The organism is Paenibacillus sp. p3-SID1389, assembly GCF_025151705.1.
Classification (GTDB): Bacteria; Bacillota; Bacilli; order Paenibacillales; family Paenibacillaceae; genus Fontibacillus; species Fontibacillus phoenicis.
Window position 1 is genome coordinate 1 of sequence record NZ_JALXVO010000009.1, and the last position, 16898, is coordinate 16898.

The 16898-nt window shown below is 53.4% G+C and carries 16 protein-coding genes and 3 tRNA genes; 5 read left to right on the forward strand and 14 right to left on the reverse strand.

What is annotated here, in order from left to right:
• Positions 1-65: 65 nt before the first annotated feature.
• Positions 66-139, forward strand: a tRNA-Arg gene (locus M3G15_RS05600).
• A gap of 530 nt (positions 140-669) precedes the next feature.
• Here M3G15_RS05600 and M3G15_RS05605 read toward each other — a convergent pair.
• From M3G15_RS05605 to M3G15_RS05645, 9 genes are all read right to left on the reverse strand, one after another.
• On the reverse strand, positions 670-1104 hold the full coding sequence (locus M3G15_RS05605; RefSeq protein WP_009225144.1) for a DUF1801 domain-containing protein: 435 nt from the start codon (positions 1102-1104) through the stop codon (positions 670-672).
• 69 nt (positions 1105-1173) lie between these two features.
• Complete coding sequence (locus M3G15_RS05610) at positions 1174-1845, reverse strand: alpha/beta fold hydrolase (RefSeq protein ID WP_311202257.1); 672 nt, start codon at positions 1843-1845, stop codon at positions 1174-1176.
• A gap of 163 nt (positions 1846-2008) precedes the next feature.
• Positions 2009-2581 (reverse strand): GNAT family N-acetyltransferase, encoded by a 573-nt coding sequence (locus M3G15_RS05615; RefSeq protein ID WP_260070330.1) that lies wholly within the window; start codon positions 2579-2581, stop codon positions 2009-2011.
• Positions 2582-2722: 141 nt separating this feature from the next.
• Positions 2723-3673, reverse strand: a complete 951-nt coding sequence (locus M3G15_RS05620) for an L-lactate dehydrogenase (RefSeq protein ID WP_260070331.1) — start codon at positions 3671-3673, stop codon at positions 2723-2725.
• 125 nt (positions 3674-3798) lie between these two features.
• Complete coding sequence (gene nikC, locus M3G15_RS05625; protein ID WP_260070332.1) at positions 3799-4698, reverse strand: nickel transporter permease; 900 nt, start codon at positions 4696-4698, stop codon at positions 3799-3801.
• A gap of 12 nt (positions 4699-4710) precedes the next feature.
• Positions 4711-5715: an ABC transporter permease gene (locus M3G15_RS05630; RefSeq protein WP_009225139.1), complete on the reverse strand. Its 1005-nt coding sequence runs from the start codon at positions 5713-5715 to the stop codon at positions 4711-4713.
• A gap of 39 nt (positions 5716-5754) precedes the next feature.
• Entirely contained in the window at positions 5755-7419 is a 1665-nt protein-coding gene (locus tag M3G15_RS05635) for an ABC transporter substrate-binding protein (RefSeq protein ID WP_009225138.1), read from the reverse strand.
• Between the two features lie 104 nt (positions 7420-7523).
• Positions 7524-8525, reverse strand: a complete 1002-nt coding sequence (locus M3G15_RS05640) for an ABC transporter ATP-binding protein (RefSeq protein ID WP_009225137.1) — start codon at positions 8523-8525, stop codon at positions 7524-7526.
• The gene (locus M3G15_RS05645) at positions 8522-9511 is read right to left on the reverse strand and encodes an ABC transporter ATP-binding protein (RefSeq protein WP_028539362.1); all 990 of its coding nucleotides are present in this window, start codon (positions 9509-9511) and stop codon (positions 8522-8524) included. Before M3G15_RS05645 ends, M3G15_RS05640 begins: the two co-directional genes overlap by 4 nt.
• Before the next feature lie 527 nt (positions 9512-10038).
• Between M3G15_RS05645 and M3G15_RS05650 the strand changes: the two genes are divergently transcribed.
• The 3 genes from M3G15_RS05650 to M3G15_RS05660 all read left to right on the forward strand — a co-directional run bounded on the left by M3G15_RS05650 (position 10039) and on the right by M3G15_RS05660 (position 11564).
• On the forward strand, positions 10039-10620 hold the full coding sequence (locus M3G15_RS05650; protein WP_036645157.1) for a thioredoxin family protein: 582 nt from the start codon (positions 10039-10041) through the stop codon (positions 10618-10620).
• 4 nt (positions 10621-10624) lie between these two features.
• The gene (locus M3G15_RS05655) at positions 10625-11125 is read left to right on the forward strand and encodes a glutathione peroxidase (protein WP_009225134.1); all 501 of its coding nucleotides are present in this window, start codon (positions 10625-10627) and stop codon (positions 11123-11125) included.
• 365 nt (positions 11126-11490) lie between these two features.
• A tRNA-Gly gene (locus M3G15_RS05660) sits at positions 11491-11564 on the forward strand.
• Between the two features lie 537 nt (positions 11565-12101).
• On the opposite strand, the gene M3G15_RS05665 is transcribed toward M3G15_RS05660, so the two are convergent.
• The 3 genes from M3G15_RS05665 to M3G15_RS05675 all read right to left on the reverse strand — a co-directional run bounded on the left by M3G15_RS05665 (position 12102) and on the right by M3G15_RS05675 (position 12967).
• Positions 12102-12175, reverse strand: a tRNA-Arg gene (locus M3G15_RS05665).
• Positions 12176-12267: 92 nt separating this feature from the next.
• Complete coding sequence (locus tag M3G15_RS05670; RefSeq protein ID WP_232282284.1) at positions 12268-12618, reverse strand: hypothetical protein; 351 nt, start codon at positions 12616-12618, stop codon at positions 12268-12270.
• 34 nt (positions 12619-12652) lie between these two features.
• Positions 12653-12967, reverse strand: a complete 315-nt coding sequence (locus M3G15_RS05675) for a hypothetical protein (RefSeq protein WP_260070333.1) — start codon at positions 12965-12967, stop codon at positions 12653-12655.
• 170 nt (positions 12968-13137) lie between these two features.
• Between M3G15_RS05675 and asnB the strand changes: the two genes are divergently transcribed.
• On the forward strand, positions 13138-14982 hold the full coding sequence (asnB, locus tag M3G15_RS05680; RefSeq protein WP_260070334.1) for an asparagine synthase (glutamine-hydrolyzing): 1845 nt from the start codon (positions 13138-13140) through the stop codon (positions 14980-14982).
• 370 nt (positions 14983-15352) lie between these two features.
• Here asnB and M3G15_RS05685 read toward each other — a convergent pair whose 3' ends face one another.
• Positions 15353-15988: an XTP/dITP diphosphatase gene (locus tag M3G15_RS05685; protein WP_009225130.1), complete on the reverse strand. Its 636-nt coding sequence runs from the start codon at positions 15986-15988 to the stop codon at positions 15353-15355.
• 2 nt (positions 15989-15990) lie between these two features.
• Entirely contained in the window at positions 15991-16749 is a 759-nt protein-coding gene (gene rph, locus M3G15_RS05690) for a ribonuclease PH (RefSeq protein ID WP_009225129.1), read from the reverse strand.
• Between the last annotated feature and the right edge of the window lie 149 nt (positions 16750-16898).

Genomic DNA, 16898 nt, shown 5'->3' on the forward strand with positions numbered 1-16898 from the left:
AGTTATTGCCCAACAACCTTACATGTGATATAATATATTTTGCTTGTGTTTTTCATATTTGAGATGTCCCAGTAGCTCAGCTGGATAGAGCAACGGCCTTCTAAGCCGTCGGTCGGGGGTTCGAATCCCTCCTGGGACGTGACGAAACACTCTCCAAACGGAGAGTGTTTTTGCGTTCCCAGGAGGGTGAGAACCCCGGTGGGGGTCGTCGGAGCGAGGCCGCCCATGCGAGTAGGGCCGATGTGACTGGGATATAGCAGCAACCGAATTCTATTCGAAATTTCATATATAATTCAGACCGAAACAGCCAATATCGCCAAATCTATTCGATTTTTCATATAGATTTCGGCCTTTCGACCTCTGATGGTCCAAATAAGCATGAAATTTCATATATAATCGCCCAAAAGTACCGTTACCCGTTGAATTCTATTCGATTTTTCGCATATATTTCGGACGACGGCGGACAAGGCGGACCACACGGCGGGCAAGGCAGACGACGGCGGACAAGGTGAACCATGGCCGACCATTGCGGACGACGACGCCCCCCTAGTTGCTACCCTACGCGCCGCTATAACCGTCCCACAACAGTTCCTCATACCAGTTCCTATACCGATTTCCCGCACCGAATCCCCTTACCGTTTCCGACACAAAGAAAGAGCCGCTTACCAGCTAGCTCCTTCCCCCATCATTCGGATACAACTTCTGAAGGTGCTCGACCGAATGCCGGATCAACTTACGCAGCACGTCCACATCGATGTCGGCGACTTTATTAATGTAAACACACCCTTTCCCTTGGGTATGCTTCCCGAAGGATTCCAGCAAAGCGCCTCGTCCCGGATCATCCGCGGCAAGATATAGGCTGATCTTCGCCTTCCGAGGCGAGAAGCCAACCAGCGGCGCATCCCCTTCGTGGCCGGAGGCGTATTTGTAGTGGTAGGAGCCAAAGCCGATGATACTGGGGCCCCACATTTTGGCCGGATACCCCGTTGTCTCTGTAAAAATATCCAGTAACCGATAGGCATCCTCTCGCTTCTTGGCATCGGCCACCCCTTCAATGAACTCGATGACACTGTTGTCGTTTTCTTTGGTCTTCAACTCGTACATTCAGAAACCTCCCTCAAGAATCTCCGTATCCCGCCAATTCAAGTCCCACCGCAAGCCTGTCTCATTTTATTATTCCTTATCCTTAGCTTCCTCCACTCGATCCAGCCACTCGTTCACCAACGCGTTAAACGTGTCCTCCTGCTCAATCTGCAGGTTATGCCCGGCCCGGTCCATGACCGCAAACTTACCGCACGGATACAGCTCTAATAAGCGGAGCGCATCCGCATATCCCACCGACGTGTCCTGCCTGCCGAGCAGGAATAACGAAGGCGCGTCAAACTTCTCCCGATCGATCAGAAAAGAAAACCCATACCGTGCCCGAATCTTGTCCAAAAAAGCGGAATCTGCCATGCGACAGCCGGGAACGATCTCGTTTGCATACCTTCTCCAGGTGTGCCGATCCAAAACTGCGCTCATCGAGCAAAAATCATCATACTCCTCGGGAGACAGTTCATGAATCAACGCCGGATCCTCATAAATAACCGTATGGTCCGGCAGTTCCCGTTGATCTGGATCCGCCATGATCAAGGGGCAAATAAACACCACCCCCTCAACTCGTTCGGGACGACAGGCAATGATCCCTCTCGTCAAGTACCCGCCGTAGGACTCACCAACTACCGCAAACCGCGATTCCGGCACCAACCCATCGATCAACTCCAGCACCGCATCCAGCATCCCGTCCGTATTCTCAATACCCGCATAATTCTTCGACTTTCCCGTCCCCGGCAAATGGCAAATCAAGGTAAATCCTTCTCCACCCCGTGCGATTCTGAAATATCGGTTCCATGCAGCCGCTCATCAGGCGATGGTCAAGCGTAAACCCGTGAATCAGCACGATCGGCCGCATGATGCTCTCATCATAAAGAGAATATATGTTCTTGTCTAGACCTAAATTTACCACACCTTATTCTGGTCGCGCCTGGTCTTGCATCCATCTCATATACAACCTGGCATTAAACCCCGCCTGCTTCCAAAACCAGCGCTGCGGCTTCCGCCGAAACTCGGCATACCCCAATCGTTCATATAAACGAATCGCTGCGGTATTGGTATCAACAACCTCCAAAATATAATCGTCATAACCTAAACGAGATATCAGTTCGTTGTTCTGTTGGCTGGCAACCCCACGACCCCGTGCTTGCTTTGCCGTAGCAACCGCCTCGAAATAACATTGGCCCTCCGCCAAATGCAGCGGTTTTTCCAGCTCCCGACGGACAAGGAAATAAAACAAACTTCCCCGCAACCAGCCAAGTTCCCGCTGAAGCTCAGCCCGTTGAAACCGGAAAGCCCGCTTCTGCCCCGCGGAATACGCGAATATCCCCAGAACCTGCTCCCTTTCCAAGGCAACAAAAAACTGCTCTCTGACCAAAGCATGCACAATGGCTTTCGCCAGTTTGTCCCGGTCCGAAGTAAAGTATCGCAGCGAGTCGTAAAAGCCTTCCACAAAAATCTCCGCCGCCTGTATAAAAAGGTGAAACATGCACAGAACGGTCCTCAGGCGGATTCCCCCTTCCCGCGACTTAAGCACAGAATCACACCTCTCCAGGAAAAATAAAAAAACATCCGTTCCCCATCGAACGGATGCTCTGATAAACCGCCAACCGACAGCGGCTAAACATGATTAGAGTTGAAGACTTGCAATCGCCGCCTTCAAAATATCGCAGGATTGCGTAAATTTGCGCTGTTCCTCCCAGGTCAAGTTCAGTTCCAGCACTTCCTCGATCCCGCCGTCACCGATAATGGCAGGCACACCGGCACAAACTCCGGTCTGTCCATATTCCCCCTCCAGCACAACCGAAACGGCGATGATTTTGTGCTCGTCGTTTAAGATGGATCTCACGATATAAGCGAGCGCGTTCCCAATCCCAAACTGGGTGTTGCCCTTACGGGTAAAAATCTCCCATCCCGCATCTTTGGTTTTTTGCGCGATTTCGTCCAGCTTGACGTGGCGGAACCGCTCCTTATGCTGCTCCAAAATGTGCAGTAGCGGTTTCCCGCCGATCGTGACATGCGACCAGGCCACAAACTGCGAATCCCCGTGCTCTCCCATCGCATACCCGTTTACACTGCGCGGATCAACAGCAAATACCTCCGACAGCAGCGTTTTGAGCCGCGCCGAATCGATGGAGGTCCCAGTGCCGATCACCCGGTTCCGCAGGAATCCCGACACCTCGCGTACAATATAGGTCACGATGTCCACCGGATTGGCAGCGACGACAAACACGCCGTCAAATCCTCCATCCACGATGCGGCTGACGATATCCCGCGTAATCTTCTCCGCCTCGCCCAGCACATCCAGCCGCGTTTGCCCCGGCTTGGGATTCGCCCCTGCCGTCAGCACAACCACATCCATGTCGCGGCAGTCCTCCAGCCGGCCAGCATATACCTTCGTACGGGTTGGCGTAAAATCCATGCAATGCGACAAATCCAGCGCATGTGCCACCGCACGATCATACGTCCGGTCAATCATCATAATTTCTTCGCAGATCGATTGATTGATCATGGAATAAGCGCAAGCCGTACCGACCAGGCCGGAACCAACGATCGTTACCTTCCTCGCTTTTTTAGCCATTCTGCCGCCTCCTTCTCCTATCCATTCTCTATATCCGATGCCTAAATTATAACCGCAGACCGTATATTTGGTGCAACACACAAAAAAACTGCCGGGAATCCTCCCGACAGTTCATAACGATGGATTTAACTTTTCATCCGCGGGTCAAGCGCGTCACGCAAACCGTCGCCCATCAGGTTGAAGGCAAGTACGGTCAGCATGATCGAAATCCCCGGGAAAACTACAGTCCACGGAGCGGTGGCGATGAATTGACGCGAGTCAGACAGCATCTTGCCCCATTCCGGTGTAGGCGGCTGAGCACCTAAACCAAGGAAGCCCAGCGCAGCCGCTTCGATAATCGCCGTAGCGATTCCCAGCGTGCCTTGCACGATGATTGGCGTCAAGCTGTTTGGCAGGATGTGCCGCAGCAAAATCGCGCTGTTTTTCATCCCGATTGCCCGTGCTGCAGTGATATACTCTTCGTTCTTCAGGCTAAGCACCTTCGCCCGCACCAGCCGCCCATACGTTGGGATGTTGACGATGGCGATGGCAAGCAACGCGTTTTGCAGCGACGGACCAAGGATGGCCACGATCGCGATCGCCAACAAAATGCTCGGGAACGCCAGCAAAATATCGAACAGGCGCGAAATCACCATATCGATCCATTTGCCGTAGAACCCTGCCAGAATGCCGAAGAGCGTCCCCAAAATGATTGATCCCACAACGGAGAACGTCCCCACCCATAAGGAGATTCGCGCCCCGTATAATACGCGGGTGAACAGGTCGCGTCCCAGATCGTCCGTCCCAAACCAATGCGATGAGGACGGCGGTTTTAAGCGGTCGCGCAAAACCTGCTTGTCAAATTCATAAGGAGCAATCACCGGGGCCAGCAAGGCGATCAGAATGAAAAACACGATCATGATCAGGCCGGCCATGGCGATTTTATTTTTGCGGAACGCTTTCCACGCATCGCGCCAAGGTCCGGAAACCTTCCCGGCCGGGACGGCGGTGCTGCGGTTTGTGCTTGCTGTAGTTGCCTCTGCCATGGTTTCCCTCCTTTACCGGTAACGGATGCGTGGATCGACCGCTGCGTACAGCAAATCCACGATCAGATTGATAATGACGAAAATAAAGGCGATAACCAGAATGCCGGATTGAATTACCGGATAATCACGCGAGCTGATCGCTTCGTAAATATACCGTCCCACACCAGGCCATGCGAAGATCGTTTCGGTCAAAACCGCACCGCCAAGCAATGCGCCAGTTTGCAGTCCGATGACCGTCAGCACGGGAATAAATGCATTTTTCAAGGCGTGTTTATAGATGACAATAAATTGCGACAACCCTTTGGCCTTGGCCGTGCGAACGAAATCGGAATTCATGACTTCCAGCATACTCGACCGCGTCATCCGGGCGATAATCGCCATCGGAATCGTACCCAGCGCGACACTTGGTAAAATCAAATGCCTGCACACCGTCCATAACTGATCCCAGCGGCCTGCGATCATGCTGTCGATCAGATACAGATTGGTGACCGCTTCAACCGGATCACGTTGGTTCATCCGCCCGATGGAAGGCAGCCAATGCAATTTAAGCGAGAAGATCCACTGCTCCATCAGCCCGAGCCAGAAGATTGGCATCGATACCCCAATCAACGCGATCAGCATGCAAATGTAATCGAACCACGAGTTTTGCTTCCAGGCGCTGATGATGCCGGCATTCACGCCAAAGAAGATCGCAAACGCCATGGCTGCCACGGTTAGTTCCGCCGTAGCCGCCAGATAGGGGGCAATCTCCTGGGCAATCGGTACTCTCGTGCGGATCGATTGCCCCAGGTCACCTTTCAACAAATCTCCCATGTACGTGAAATACTGCTGATACCACGGATTGTTCAGGCCCAGTTGCTCGCGGAGCGCTTCCTTGGACTGCTCCGTTGCCTTCTGCCCCAGAATCGTTTCCGCAGGATCACCGGGAATCGCATGGATAATGGAAAACACGATAATCGTCATGCCGACTAGGACAGGAACCATGATGAGTATTCTTTTCAAAATATAAGCTTTCAAGATGAGGTTCACCTGCCAGAGGCGTTAAGCTCCCGCCTGTTATTCGAAATAGATGTTGCTGTAATATTCCGTACCTGTCGGCGCCGGAACGTATCCTTTCAGATTCGCTCTTGCAGCCAGGAGCGGTGTCGTATGCACGAGCGGAATCCACGGAGCGTCGGCTTTGATGATTTCTTGCGCTTGTTTGTACAGTTCCTCACGTTTCGATTGGTCGGTTTCTTTTTGCGCAGCGACTAACAACTCATGCAGTTCGTCACTCGAATAGTACGTGTAGTTGTTGGACGGAATCGCGTCTTTGTCCAGCAGCGTGTACAGGAAGTTGTCTGGGTCGCCGTTGTCGCCGGTCCAACCGAGCATGAACAGATCGTCTTTTTCACCGGCTTGCGCATCGTCGAGATAAACGGCCCATTCCGGAGATTCGATTTTCACTTTTACGCCAACTTCTTCAAAGTTTTGCTGAATAACTTCGGCTACCTTCTTGCCATCTGGCATGTAAGGACGGGATACCGGCATGGCATAGAAGACATATTCGCCTGGCAGACCGTTCGGATAACCTGCTTCGGCCAGCAACGCTTTCGCTTTCTCTGGATCATACTCATAATCGGTAATGCTATCGTTGTAGCCCCACAGGGACGGCGGCATTGGGTTCTTAGCCGGTTCAGCTTGGCCTGCGAAGAAGGCATCGATGATCGCTTGCTTATCAACGGCATAGTTCAGCGCTTGTCTTACTTTCACGTTGTTAAACGGTTCTTTCTTCAGGTTGAAGCCGACATAACCTACGTTGTTGGAAGGACGCTCGATCTTTTGCAGATCCGGGTTCGCTTCCAAGGTCGCCAGATCGTCCGGGCTCAGGTCCTCCATCAAATCGATTTCACCGCTTTGCAGCGCGTTGAAACGAGCAGAGTTATCCGGGATAGAGCGAACGATCACTTTGTTCAGCTTCGGAAGCCCTTCTTTCCAGTAGTTCGGGTTCTTCTCTAACGTAATCGAGTCATTGCGTTTCCATTCTTTGAATACGAATGGACCTGTACCTACCGGCTCGTTCTTGAAGTTTTCTTTCTTCTCCTTGATGGCCGTTGGGCTGGCGATCCCGAAGGAGGTCATGGCCAGGTTTTGCAAGAACGGTGCTTGCGGTTGGTTCAGTGTAAACTTAACCGTGTTCTCGTCGACCGCTTCTACTTCCTTGATAACGCGTTTGCCGTCTGGACCAAACATGGAATCATAGTAGTCAAAGGAGTCGCCTTCAAATTTGTATTCGCTGTTTGGATCAGACCAACGGGTGAAGTTGAATACAACCGCATCCGCATTAAAATCCGTACCATCATGGAACTTCACGCCTTGACGCAGCTTGAAGGTATAGGTCAAACCGTCGTCAGATACCGTCCAGCTCTCGGCCAACGAGCCTTGAACCTCGGTTGTTCCTTCTTTGTACTCCAGCAAGGAATCAAAGACTTGGTGGGCGATTTTCAAAGATTCACCGTCGGTTACGATGGCTGGGTCCAGAGAAGCGGAATCCCCGCCGCGGCCTACAACCAATGTATCTTGGGCCGAACCGGTCGGAGTGGTTGCCTCCGTATTCGCGCCCGTATTCGTTCCGCCGGAATTACTGCCACCGGCATTGTTGCTGCCTCCGCACCCCGCCAAGGCGATGGCGGCGCTCAGCATCGTAACAAGAACAACACTACTCCATCTCTTTGCTTTCATTTTGTGGCTCCCTTCTGAATCCCAATATATAATTTCTTGTTTATAAAAAAGCTGGGCATAGTACCCAGACTATAAACCTTTAGAGGTAGTTCAAAACGTCATCTTTATGCCAAGCTCGCGCTTCCTGTGTTCTTCACTTCGGTGTATAGATGGCAAGCCGTCAAATGGCCCGCATCCGTCTCAGCCAGCTCAGGGCGGTGCGTCCGACAAACGTCCATTGCCATCGGACACCGCGTATGAAACGCGCAGCCGACCGGCGCATTAGCCGGGCTGGGCACTTCGCCTTGCAGAATAATCCGCTCGGTCTTCTTGTCCGGATCCGGCTGCGGAACTGCGGAGAGCAACGCCTGGGTATACGGATGCTGAGGTGACGAGTACAGCTTGTGTTTGTCGGCAATCTCAACGATCCGACCGAGGTACATAACCGCTACCCGGTCGCAGATATGCTTCACGACACTTAAATCGTGGGCGATAAAGATGTACGTCAACCCGAACTCCTCTTGCAGATCCTGAAGCAGGTTCACCACCTGCGACTGGATCGACACATCCAGCGCGGAAACCGGCTCGTCGGCGACAATCAGCTTTGGCTGGAGCGCCAATGCACGGGCGATCCCGATCCGCTGCCGCTGACCGCCGGAGAATTGGTGCGGATAACGCTGCAGATGGCTTTGCGTCAGACCAACGACATCGATCAAGCGGTCGATCATCTGTTTACGTTCCTTGGCATTGCCCACGCCGTGAACGATCAATGGTTCCTCCAGAATCCGCTGCACCGTATGGCGAGGATCCAACGAGGAGAAGGGATCCTGGAACACAATCTGCATATCCTTGCGTTTCCGGCGCAGCGCCTCTGGCGACAAAGCCGTGATGTCCTCCCCTTCAAAAATCACCTTGCCGCCGGTCGGCTCAATCAGCCGAAGCAGGGAACGACCGGTCGTGGATTTCCCGCAGCCGCTTTCCCCCACCAGTCCAAACGTTTCGCCCCGTCGCACGGTAAACGAGATGTCATCGACCGCTTTAACGAATTGTTGTGACTTGCCAAACCATCCGCCCCCGGTAGGGTAGTATTTTTTCAGATGTTCAACTTGCAGTAAGGGTTCACTCATACAACTTCCTCCTGTGGCGTTTCATGGAGCCAGCACCGGCAGCTATGCGCCGTTTCGTATTCCTTCAGCTCAGGCAGCTGCTCCGAACAAATCGGCATCGCATGCGAACAGCGTTCGGCAAAGCGACAGCCTTTCATCCGGGTGTTCAGGATCGGCACGTTGCCTGGAATGGAGAACAGGCGCTTGCGGTCCTCGTCCATGCGCGGCACCGACTTGATCAGCCCTTGGGTGTAGGGATGCAGCGGATTTTTAAAAATATCCCGCACAGGGCCCTCCTCCACCACTTTGCCGGCATACATCACAGCTACCCGGTGGCACATCTCGGCAACGACCCCAAGGTCATGCGTGATCATCATTACGGCCGTACCGTTCTCCTCATTCAAGCGCCGGATCAAATCGAGGATCTGTGCCTGGATGGTCACGTCGAGTGCTGTAGTTGGTTCGTCAGCGATCAGCAACTCCGGATTACAGGAGATCGCCATCGCGATCATCACCCGTTGTCTCATCCCGCCGGAGAGTTGATGCGGATATTCATCGATGATGGCCTCCGGCCGAGGAATGCCAACCTTTTTCAGCATGTCGATGGTATGTTCCCGTGCTTGCTTCTTGCTGAGCCCCCGGTGCAGCCGAACCGTCTCCCCAATTTGTTGGCCGACGGTAAACAGCGGATTCAGCGACGTCATCGGCTCCTGAAAAATCATGGAAATCGAGTTCCCGCGAATCGCTCGCATTTCCCGCTCCTTCATCGGAACAATGTCCTTCCCCTTAAACTCGATCGACCCTCCCGTAATTTTGCCAGGCGGCTGAGGGATCAGCTTCAAGATCGACAAGGAGGTAACGCTTTTGCCGCAGCCGGATTCGCCAACGACGCCAAGCACCTCGCCGGGATTCACATACAGGTTCACGCCGTCCACCGCAGGGATTTCGCCTCGGTCGGTAAAAAAGTGGGTGTGCAAATCCTTAATCTGCAAAATGGGTTGAATCATGTTTACAGCCTCTTTTCCCGTAAAAATGGAATCTCGCAATTCGACAATGTCCGTCAGTAATAGACAAATGTACAATCGATCTGTCGTGCTGTAATTTCCTAAAGCGTAAAGATGCAGCAGTGCCCTCTATCTCTATGTTAGTTGCGGCACTCGACCTTCGAATTGTCTCTACAACGCGGACGAATGTACATTCTCGCTTCCGCACAGCAATCAGGTAAAGCAGAAGCCTAAGCAGAAGAGGTCAATGAAGCGATATACGGTAAATCACATTTTTCTCTGCCGTAATTTCGCTAAAAGTGGCGATTTATCGAACTATGGTCAATTGGAGTGTTAAGTTAACTGACATAAAATTAATGGCTTATTTGATAAGCTACTTTACAGCATTTTCACAGAATAGACAATAGAAAATTTCAGAATGTCATGTCTATGACAGCTGTTTGGTAGGCAATTTATAAAATTTGAGATTATCGGAACATTTAAGGTAGAATGGAAGTAAACGTTATCTATTCATGTGAGAGGTGATGGTGATGAGTTTCACGTTAACTTTGGGAAGTCCGGCACCAAACTTTAACCTGCCGGCTACGGATGGCCAGACCTACTCTTTGGAATCTTTTGCTTTGGCCAAGGTGCTCGTCGTGTTTTTTACTTGCAATCACTGTCCTTATGTGCTTGGCTCTGATGAAGTCACCCGGCAAACGGCGGAGAAGTTCAAGGATCGGGGAGTCGTATTTGTAGGGATTAACTCGAACAGCGAAAACACCCATCCGGAAGATTCTTTCGAGCACATGGTCAAACGGATGGAGCAGCATCGATTCCCTTGGGTGTATTTGCGGGATAAGGAACAAACGGCAGCGAAAGACTATGGTGCGCTGCGCACGCCGCATTTCTTCGTCTTTGATGCCGACCGCAAGCTCGTCTATACGGGACGCGGCGTCGATAACCCGCGCGACACGAGCAAAATGACGGTTAACGATCTGGATCGGGTGTTGGAGGAGCTCACCACCGGGCGCGAAATTTCGATTCCGCTAACGAATCCGATCGGCTGCAATGTGAAATGGGAAGGGCAGGACGCTCACTGGATGCCAGCGGACGCCTGCGATTTGGTGTAAGCCGATGAGCCGCCTTTACGATTTTGAAGTCCGTACGATTACGGGTGAAACCACGACGCTCGCGCCATATCGGGGACAAGTGCTGCTCATCGTCAATACCGCCAGTGCATGCGGGTTGACACCGCATTATGCGGGGCTGCAGCAACTGTACAGCAAGTACAAGGACCAAGGCTTCTCCGTTCTTGGGTTCCCCTGCAATCAATTCGCCGAGCAAGAGCCTGGGACGGAAGCAGAGATTAAGGCTTTCTGTGAAACGAATTATCAAGTCACTTTTCCGCTCTTCGCCAAAATCGACGTAAACGGGGAGCACGCCCACCCGTTATACCGTTATCTGCGGGAGCATACGCCAGAACCTTACGATACGGGGGATATCGAATGGAACTTCGTGAAGTTCCTGGTTGGGCGAGACGGCGAGATCGTCAAGCGGTATGCGGCTCGCACCGAACCCGCTGAGATTGAGCCGGACCTTCAAGCGCTGCTGTCTAGTTCGGCGGCAGGCCGTTAATCTCAAGCCCTAACGCCCATACCGCCAAAGCCGCCGGAAACTTAATACTCCGGCGTTTTTTTACGCAGTCTCTCCGCATAAAAAAACTTCGTTCTGATCGACAATTTTCGCTATAATCTTATTTATGCTAACCACTAGAAGAACTGAGCCTTTTCGTTATTCTCTGAATCCACCGATCGCCGCCATCGCTCGAAATCCTGTCGATCGACGGGCAGGCGCTGCCCTTGAAACCTGCGCAGATCGTGAGAGGGATGGCTGCATCCGAAGCATCATCGTAAAGTAAATCGAAACGCCCCGACCGGTAATTAATGGCGGGGCTTGATTCTTGTCTGCGTTGGCGTTATAATATTTCTTGCTTAGCTCTTGCGGGTGTAGTTCAATGGTAGAACGCCAGCTTCCCAAGCTTGAGGCGAGGGTTCGATTCCCTTCACCCGCTCCATAACCTTTTTTTAACCTCTAGCCCTTTGATTAACAAAGGGTTTTTTTGATTTTATCTGGAAGATGCGGATCTTACCACATTTGGGGGCGAGTTCTTTATTTGACTTCCCCTGAGCCAGGGTCGAGATGAATTAACTGGAAAACTTACCGTTAATATTTGATTTTTTCTCACGTGCAAGCTACTAACTGGAAATTCTACTGTTATTTTTGCTGATTTCCCGCTCAGGGGCATTTTTGAACAAAATTAACAGTAGGATTTACCTCTAATTCTTCGGTTTTGTCCAAAAACGGCCAAAATAGCGGTAGAAAATCCAGTTAGTTGATTGTGGGGGTTCTCGCCCAACCTGGGACTATAGCAAAAAGAGCACCCCAAAGGGTGCTCTTTCGTCACGTCCCAGGAGGGGTACTCTCGCTTCGCTCGAGACTCCGCTCCTCCGCCCGCTTGCGCGGGCGGTCTCGCTCCGACGAACCCACCGGGGGTTCTCGCCCAACCTGGGACTATAGCAAAAAGAGCGCCCCAAAGGGTGCTCTTTCGTCACGTCCCAGGAGGGATTCGAACCCCCGACCGACGGCTTAGAAGGCCGTTGCTCTATCCAGCTGAGCTACTGGGACACGTCGTTATAAAAAAAAGGATGCGTTAATTATTATAGCGCATCCTTTTTGTTTTTCAAAGCGTTTTTGGCATAAATTTGGTGATTCCTCCCTCAATGGGGCAACTGCTCCAATCGGGCGACGATCTGCTCATTCGCGAGCAGATTCTGCAGGAACTCCTTCCGCTGAGCTTCCGGCTCCGGCCAGCCCCGATCCCCAAACCGCTCCTCCGCCACCTCAGAGAACGCCTGATGCAGATTATTATCGTACCAGTCGATCTCCAAGTTCGCCTCGCTGCGGATCATCCGGATGATTTCATACCCTTTCCCGTCCGCAGCACGCGCCACATATACAAAAAGCTCGGGGTCTCCCACCGCGCCCGGATACACCTGGATCACGGCACAGGGTCGCCCTTGGTGCTCATCCATCCGCCGATATTCCGCGTCCTTGATATAATACGTCACAGGCGTCGCTCCTTTCCGATGGACATCCAAACAGCTACAGCTGTGCTGCAAAACCGGAGCGCTCCATTTGCGCCCGCGTTTCCGCCGTGCCCAGCCGGTAAATTTCACGATACAACGCGTTCAGATAACTTTCGTAGCTGCGGTTGACCTCGTCTTCCGGCGTATCCGGCCAAGGATAGGTAAAAGCCATAACCCCGTTCTCCTCCTTCTCCCCTAAATGCTCGAGCATATGACTCAGGTGATCCGCCTCCTCCCGGGTGGCTTGAATCTCCCACTCGTACGCTGCAGCGCCGGGATCCTCAAGGAGCGATCGCCCTTGAACCGAAACGTAATAAGTCCTTTTTTCCATGGTTAACCCTCCTTCTTATGCCTTGCTTCACCTCGCGCTATACTGCCTCCACGCCATAGTTTTCCATAATGGACAGACATTTTATGCCCTCGTTCGGCATAATTTGTTAATACTTTTCACCCGGTCGGCAAGCGGGGACTGTAAAGCAATGCGGAGAGGAGATAGCAAAAATGTGCGGAATAACCGGCTTTATCGAATGGAACCGGGACTTGACGAAAGAATCGGATCTGGTGTTATCCATGACGTCCTGTCTGGAAAAACGGGGACCGGATGCCCAGGGAACTTGGATTTCCGGCCCGTGTGCCTTCGGACATCGTCGCCTCAGCGTCATGGACCCCGAGAACGGGGCACAGCCGATGATTATTCATGAGGAAGATGCGGTATTCACGATTGTATATAATGGGGAAATTTATAACGCACTGGAGCTGAAAGCTGAACTGCAGCGGAGAGGCCGAACGTTCCGAACCAACTGTGATACGGAGGTGTTGCTGCAATCGTATATCGAATGGGGACCGGATTGCGTCTACCGGCTGAATGGGATTTTTGCGTTTGCCATTTGGGACAGCGTTCGGGAGCATGTCTTTTTTGCCCGGGATCGCCTTGGCGTCAAACCGTTGTTCTACAGTGAAATTGACGGTACGTTGATCTTCGGTTCCGAGCCTAAAGCAATCTTACGCCATCCGAAGGTTGAGCCCGTCGTCGGGCCCGAAGGTCTTGCCGAAATTTTTGTCATCGGTCCAGCGAGAACGCCGGGCCATGGCGTGTACAAGGATCTAAAAGAACTGCGTCCAGGCCACGTCATGATCTTCAACCGCAATGGACAGCGCAAATACGCTTACTGGAAGCTGGGAGCCGAGCCGCATACGGACAATGTGGAGGAAACGGCCGCAACGATTCGCCAGCTGCTGCAGGACACGATGGAGCGCCAGCTCATTTCCGACGTGCCGGTGTGCACCTTGCTGTCCGGCGGTCTGGACTCCAGCGCATTAACCGCACTGGCCGTCGATTATTACAAGCGGACCGGCCAAGGTCAAGTTAACACGTATTCGATCGATTATGTCGACAACGACAAGCATTTCCAAGCCCACAGCTATCAGCCTGGTGCGGACGGCCCGTGGATCCAGCGGATGGTCGAGGAACTGCAGACCGCCCATCACGCAATCAAGTTCGATACGCCTGAACTGGTTGCGGCGCTGCCCGACTCGACGATTGCCCGCGATTTGCCAGGCATGGCAGATGTGGACGCCTCATTGTTGCTTTTTTGCCGGGAGATCAAAAAAGGAGCCACCGTCGCCATCTCCGGCGAAGCCGCAGACGAAGTCTTTGGCGGTTATCCATGGTTCCACCGCGAGGAGCTCCTCAATTCAGGAACGTTTCCGTGGTCGGTGGCAACCGGGCTGCGCGCAGATCTGTTGTCACCGGAAATCCGCGAGTGGATCAAACCGGAACAATACATCGCCGATCGTTACAGCGAAGCGGTCGCAGAGACACCGAAGCTGGAAGGGGAAAAAGGTGAGCGGGCTCGGATGCGCGTCATGTCGTACCTGAACATCACCCGGTTCATGCCAACGCTGCTGGACCGCAAAGATCGCATGAGTATGGCGGCAGGATTGGAGGTCCGCGTGCCTTATTGCGATCACCGTCTGGTGCAGTACGTCTGGAACATCCCATGGGAGATCAAAACGACCGGGAACCGGGAGAAAGGGATTTTGCGCAAAGCGCTGGAAGGCATTCTGCCTGAAGACGTTCTCTACCGCAAAAAAAGCCCGTATCCCAAAACGCATAATCCGAACTACCTGACGGCTGTCCGCGATCAAATGCTGAAGATTCTCGACGACCCGACCTCGCCGATCTTGCCGCTGATTAATGCGGACAAAATTCGCGCCATCGCCGCGTCCAAGGAATCGTCCTCTAACCTGCCTTGGTTCGGCCAGCTGATGAGCGGGCCGCAGCTGTTTGCGTATCTGTCGCAGGTGAACTTCTGGCTGAGAACATATAACGTGAAAATTCGTTAATTGAAGCGCAAGAAGCAAGCCGGGAACCTTACCCAGGTCCCTGACTTGCTTTTTTTGATGTCGCTTATAGTGGGTTGCGAAAAAATAACTGGAAAACCTGCCGTTAATTTTACTGGTTCGGGTGCTTTAACAGGCATTAACGGTATTTCCTGACGTTAATTTCGGGCATTTGGGCCGTTTCCGGCCTTTAGGGCAAAATTAACTGTAGGTTTTACCGTTAATTGGTGCAACGAGCCAAAAAGTCGAAAATTAACAGGAGGATTTACCGTTAATTTCCCGCAAGCAAGCGGCTATGCGCCAAGCCGCACGGGCTGCACGGGCTGCACGGCCTCCTCGGGCCTCACGTGCTGCCCGGTCACACGGCCCTCGCCTACTTCCCCGCAGCCGCCCCGCTCAGCTTGTCCGCCAACGCCCGCAGCGCCGCGCCGCGATGGCTGACGGCCTGCTTCTCCTCCAGCGTCAGCTCGGCCATGGTCTTCTCGTACGCCGGCAGATAAAACAGCGGGTCATACCCAAACCCGCCGCCGCCCGCCGGCTCGGAGGTGATCCAGCCTTCGACTTCGCCGGAGGCTTCGATAAACTGCCCATTGGCCGGGTCGTACAAGGCCAGGTGGCAGACAAACCGCGCCGTGCTCAGCAGCGGCTGCTCCGTATCCTCGCCCAGCCGCCGCTTCTCGAGCTCGGCGAGCAGCTTCTCGTTGTTGTCCTCGTCGCTGGCACCTTCCCCGGCATATCGGGCCGAATAAACGCCCGGCGCACCGTCCAATTGGTCGACGCAAAGGCCCGAATCGTCGGCCAGCACAGGGCGGCCTAGCGCGTCGCCGACCGTTTTGGCCTTCTTACGGGCGTTCTCGGCGAACGTCGTCCCGTCTTCCACCACCTCCGGGGCATCCGGGTAATCGGCCAAGCTCCGAACCTCTTTGCCCAGCGGCGCCAAGGCATGCGCGAATTCCCGCACCTTCCCGGCATTACGGGTCGCCACGATAATCTCCGTTCCTTCGATCATGCTTACACCACCGATCGGGACTGCCCGCTTCCGATCAGCAGCGCAATCGGCCCGAGCGCCTCACGCTGCTGCTCGATCATCTCCCGAATCCCTTTCTCGGCGAGCTCCAGCATATGATCCAACTCCGCCCGGGAGAACGGGTTCTCTTCCCCGGTACCTTGAACCTCAACAAACTGGCCGTTGCCGGTCATCACCACGTTCATGTCGACCTTCGCTTTGGAATCCTCCTCATAGTTGAGATCCAACAACGTGTCCTCCCCAACGATCCCTACGCTGACGGATGCGAGAAAGTCCGTGATCGGAAACTTCGGCAGCGCGTGCTTCTGAGCGATCTTGTGCATCGCCAGTGCCAACGCCACGAACGCCCCGGTAATCGACGTGGTCCGCGTTCCGCCATCTGCCTGCAGTACGTCGCAATCGATCGTGATAGAGCGCTCACCCAGCGCCTGCAGATCCACGACCGAACGCAGCGCGCGGGCGATGAGCCGCTGGATTTCCATCGTACGGCCGCTCAACTTCCCGCGGGCTGATTCCCGCTGGTTCCGGGTTTGAGTTGCGCGAGGGAGCATCGAATACTCCGCCGTTACCCAGCCTTTGCCCTGCCCTTTCATAAACATCGGGACCTTCTCTTCGACCGTAGCGGTACACATCACCTTTGTATCGCCCACCTCGATGTAGACAGACCCCTCTGCGTATTTATTAACATTGACGGTTAAATTCATCGCTCGGCGCTCGTCCGCCTGGCGTCCGTTGCTTCTCATCTTTTACTGCCTCCTACGTGTTCTTGCTGTCAATATGCTTTCCCTATTCTACCAAAGTGTGGGCATAAAAGCACCTTTCCATTCGGCCAAAAAAAGAACCCTGCACCTAGCAGGGTCCGGTTTGCCTCTTAGGGCGCGCCGCGAACAAC

What these genes read in the sequence shown, in the direction of transcription:
- M3G15_RS05605 (WP_009225144.1), bottom strand. Translation starts at nt 1,104, where the DNA reads ATGTACGAGTTGAAGACCAAAGAAAACGACAACAGTGTCATCGAGTTC.
- M3G15_RS05615 (WP_260070330.1), bottom strand. Translation starts at nt 2,581, where the DNA reads ATGTTTCACCTTTTTATACAGGCGGCGGAGATTTTTGTGGAAGGCTTT.
- M3G15_RS05620 (WP_260070331.1), bottom strand. Translation starts at nt 3,673, where the DNA reads ATGGCTAAAAAAGCGAGGAAGGTAACGATCGTTGGTTCCGGCCTGGTC.
- nikC (WP_260070332.1), bottom strand. Translation starts at nt 4,698, where the DNA reads ATGGCAGAGGCAACTACAGCAAGCACAAACCGCAGCACCGCCGTCCCG.
- M3G15_RS05635 (WP_009225138.1), bottom strand. Translation starts at nt 7,419, where the DNA reads ATGAAAGCAAAGAGATGGAGTAGTGTTGTTCTTGTTACGATGCTGAGC.
- M3G15_RS05640 (WP_009225137.1), bottom strand. Translation starts at nt 8,525, where the DNA reads ATGAGTGAACCCTTACTGCAAGTTGAACATCTGAAAAAATACTACCCT.
- M3G15_RS05645 (WP_028539362.1), bottom strand. Translation starts at nt 9,511, where the DNA reads ATGATTCAACCCATTTTGCAGATTAAGGATTTGCACACCCACTTTTTT.
- M3G15_RS05650 (WP_036645157.1), top strand. Translation starts at nt 10,039, where the DNA reads ATGAGTTTCACGTTAACTTTGGGAAGTCCGGCACCAAACTTTAACCTG.
- M3G15_RS05655 (WP_009225134.1), top strand. Translation starts at nt 10,625, where the DNA reads ATGAGCCGCCTTTACGATTTTGAAGTCCGTACGATTACGGGTGAAACC.
- M3G15_RS05675 (WP_260070333.1), bottom strand. Translation starts at nt 12,967, where the DNA reads ATGGAAAAAAGGACTTATTACGTTTCGGTTCAAGGGCGATCGCTCCTT.
- asnB (WP_260070334.1), top strand. Translation starts at nt 13,138, where the DNA reads ATGTGCGGAATAACCGGCTTTATCGAATGGAACCGGGACTTGACGAAA.
- M3G15_RS05685 (WP_009225130.1), bottom strand. Translation starts at nt 15,988, where the DNA reads ATGATCGAAGGAACGGAGATTATCGTGGCGACCCGTAATGCCGGGAAG.
- rph (WP_009225129.1), bottom strand. Translation starts at nt 16,749, where the DNA reads ATGAGAAGCAACGGACGCCAGGCGGACGAGCGCCGAGCGATGAATTTA.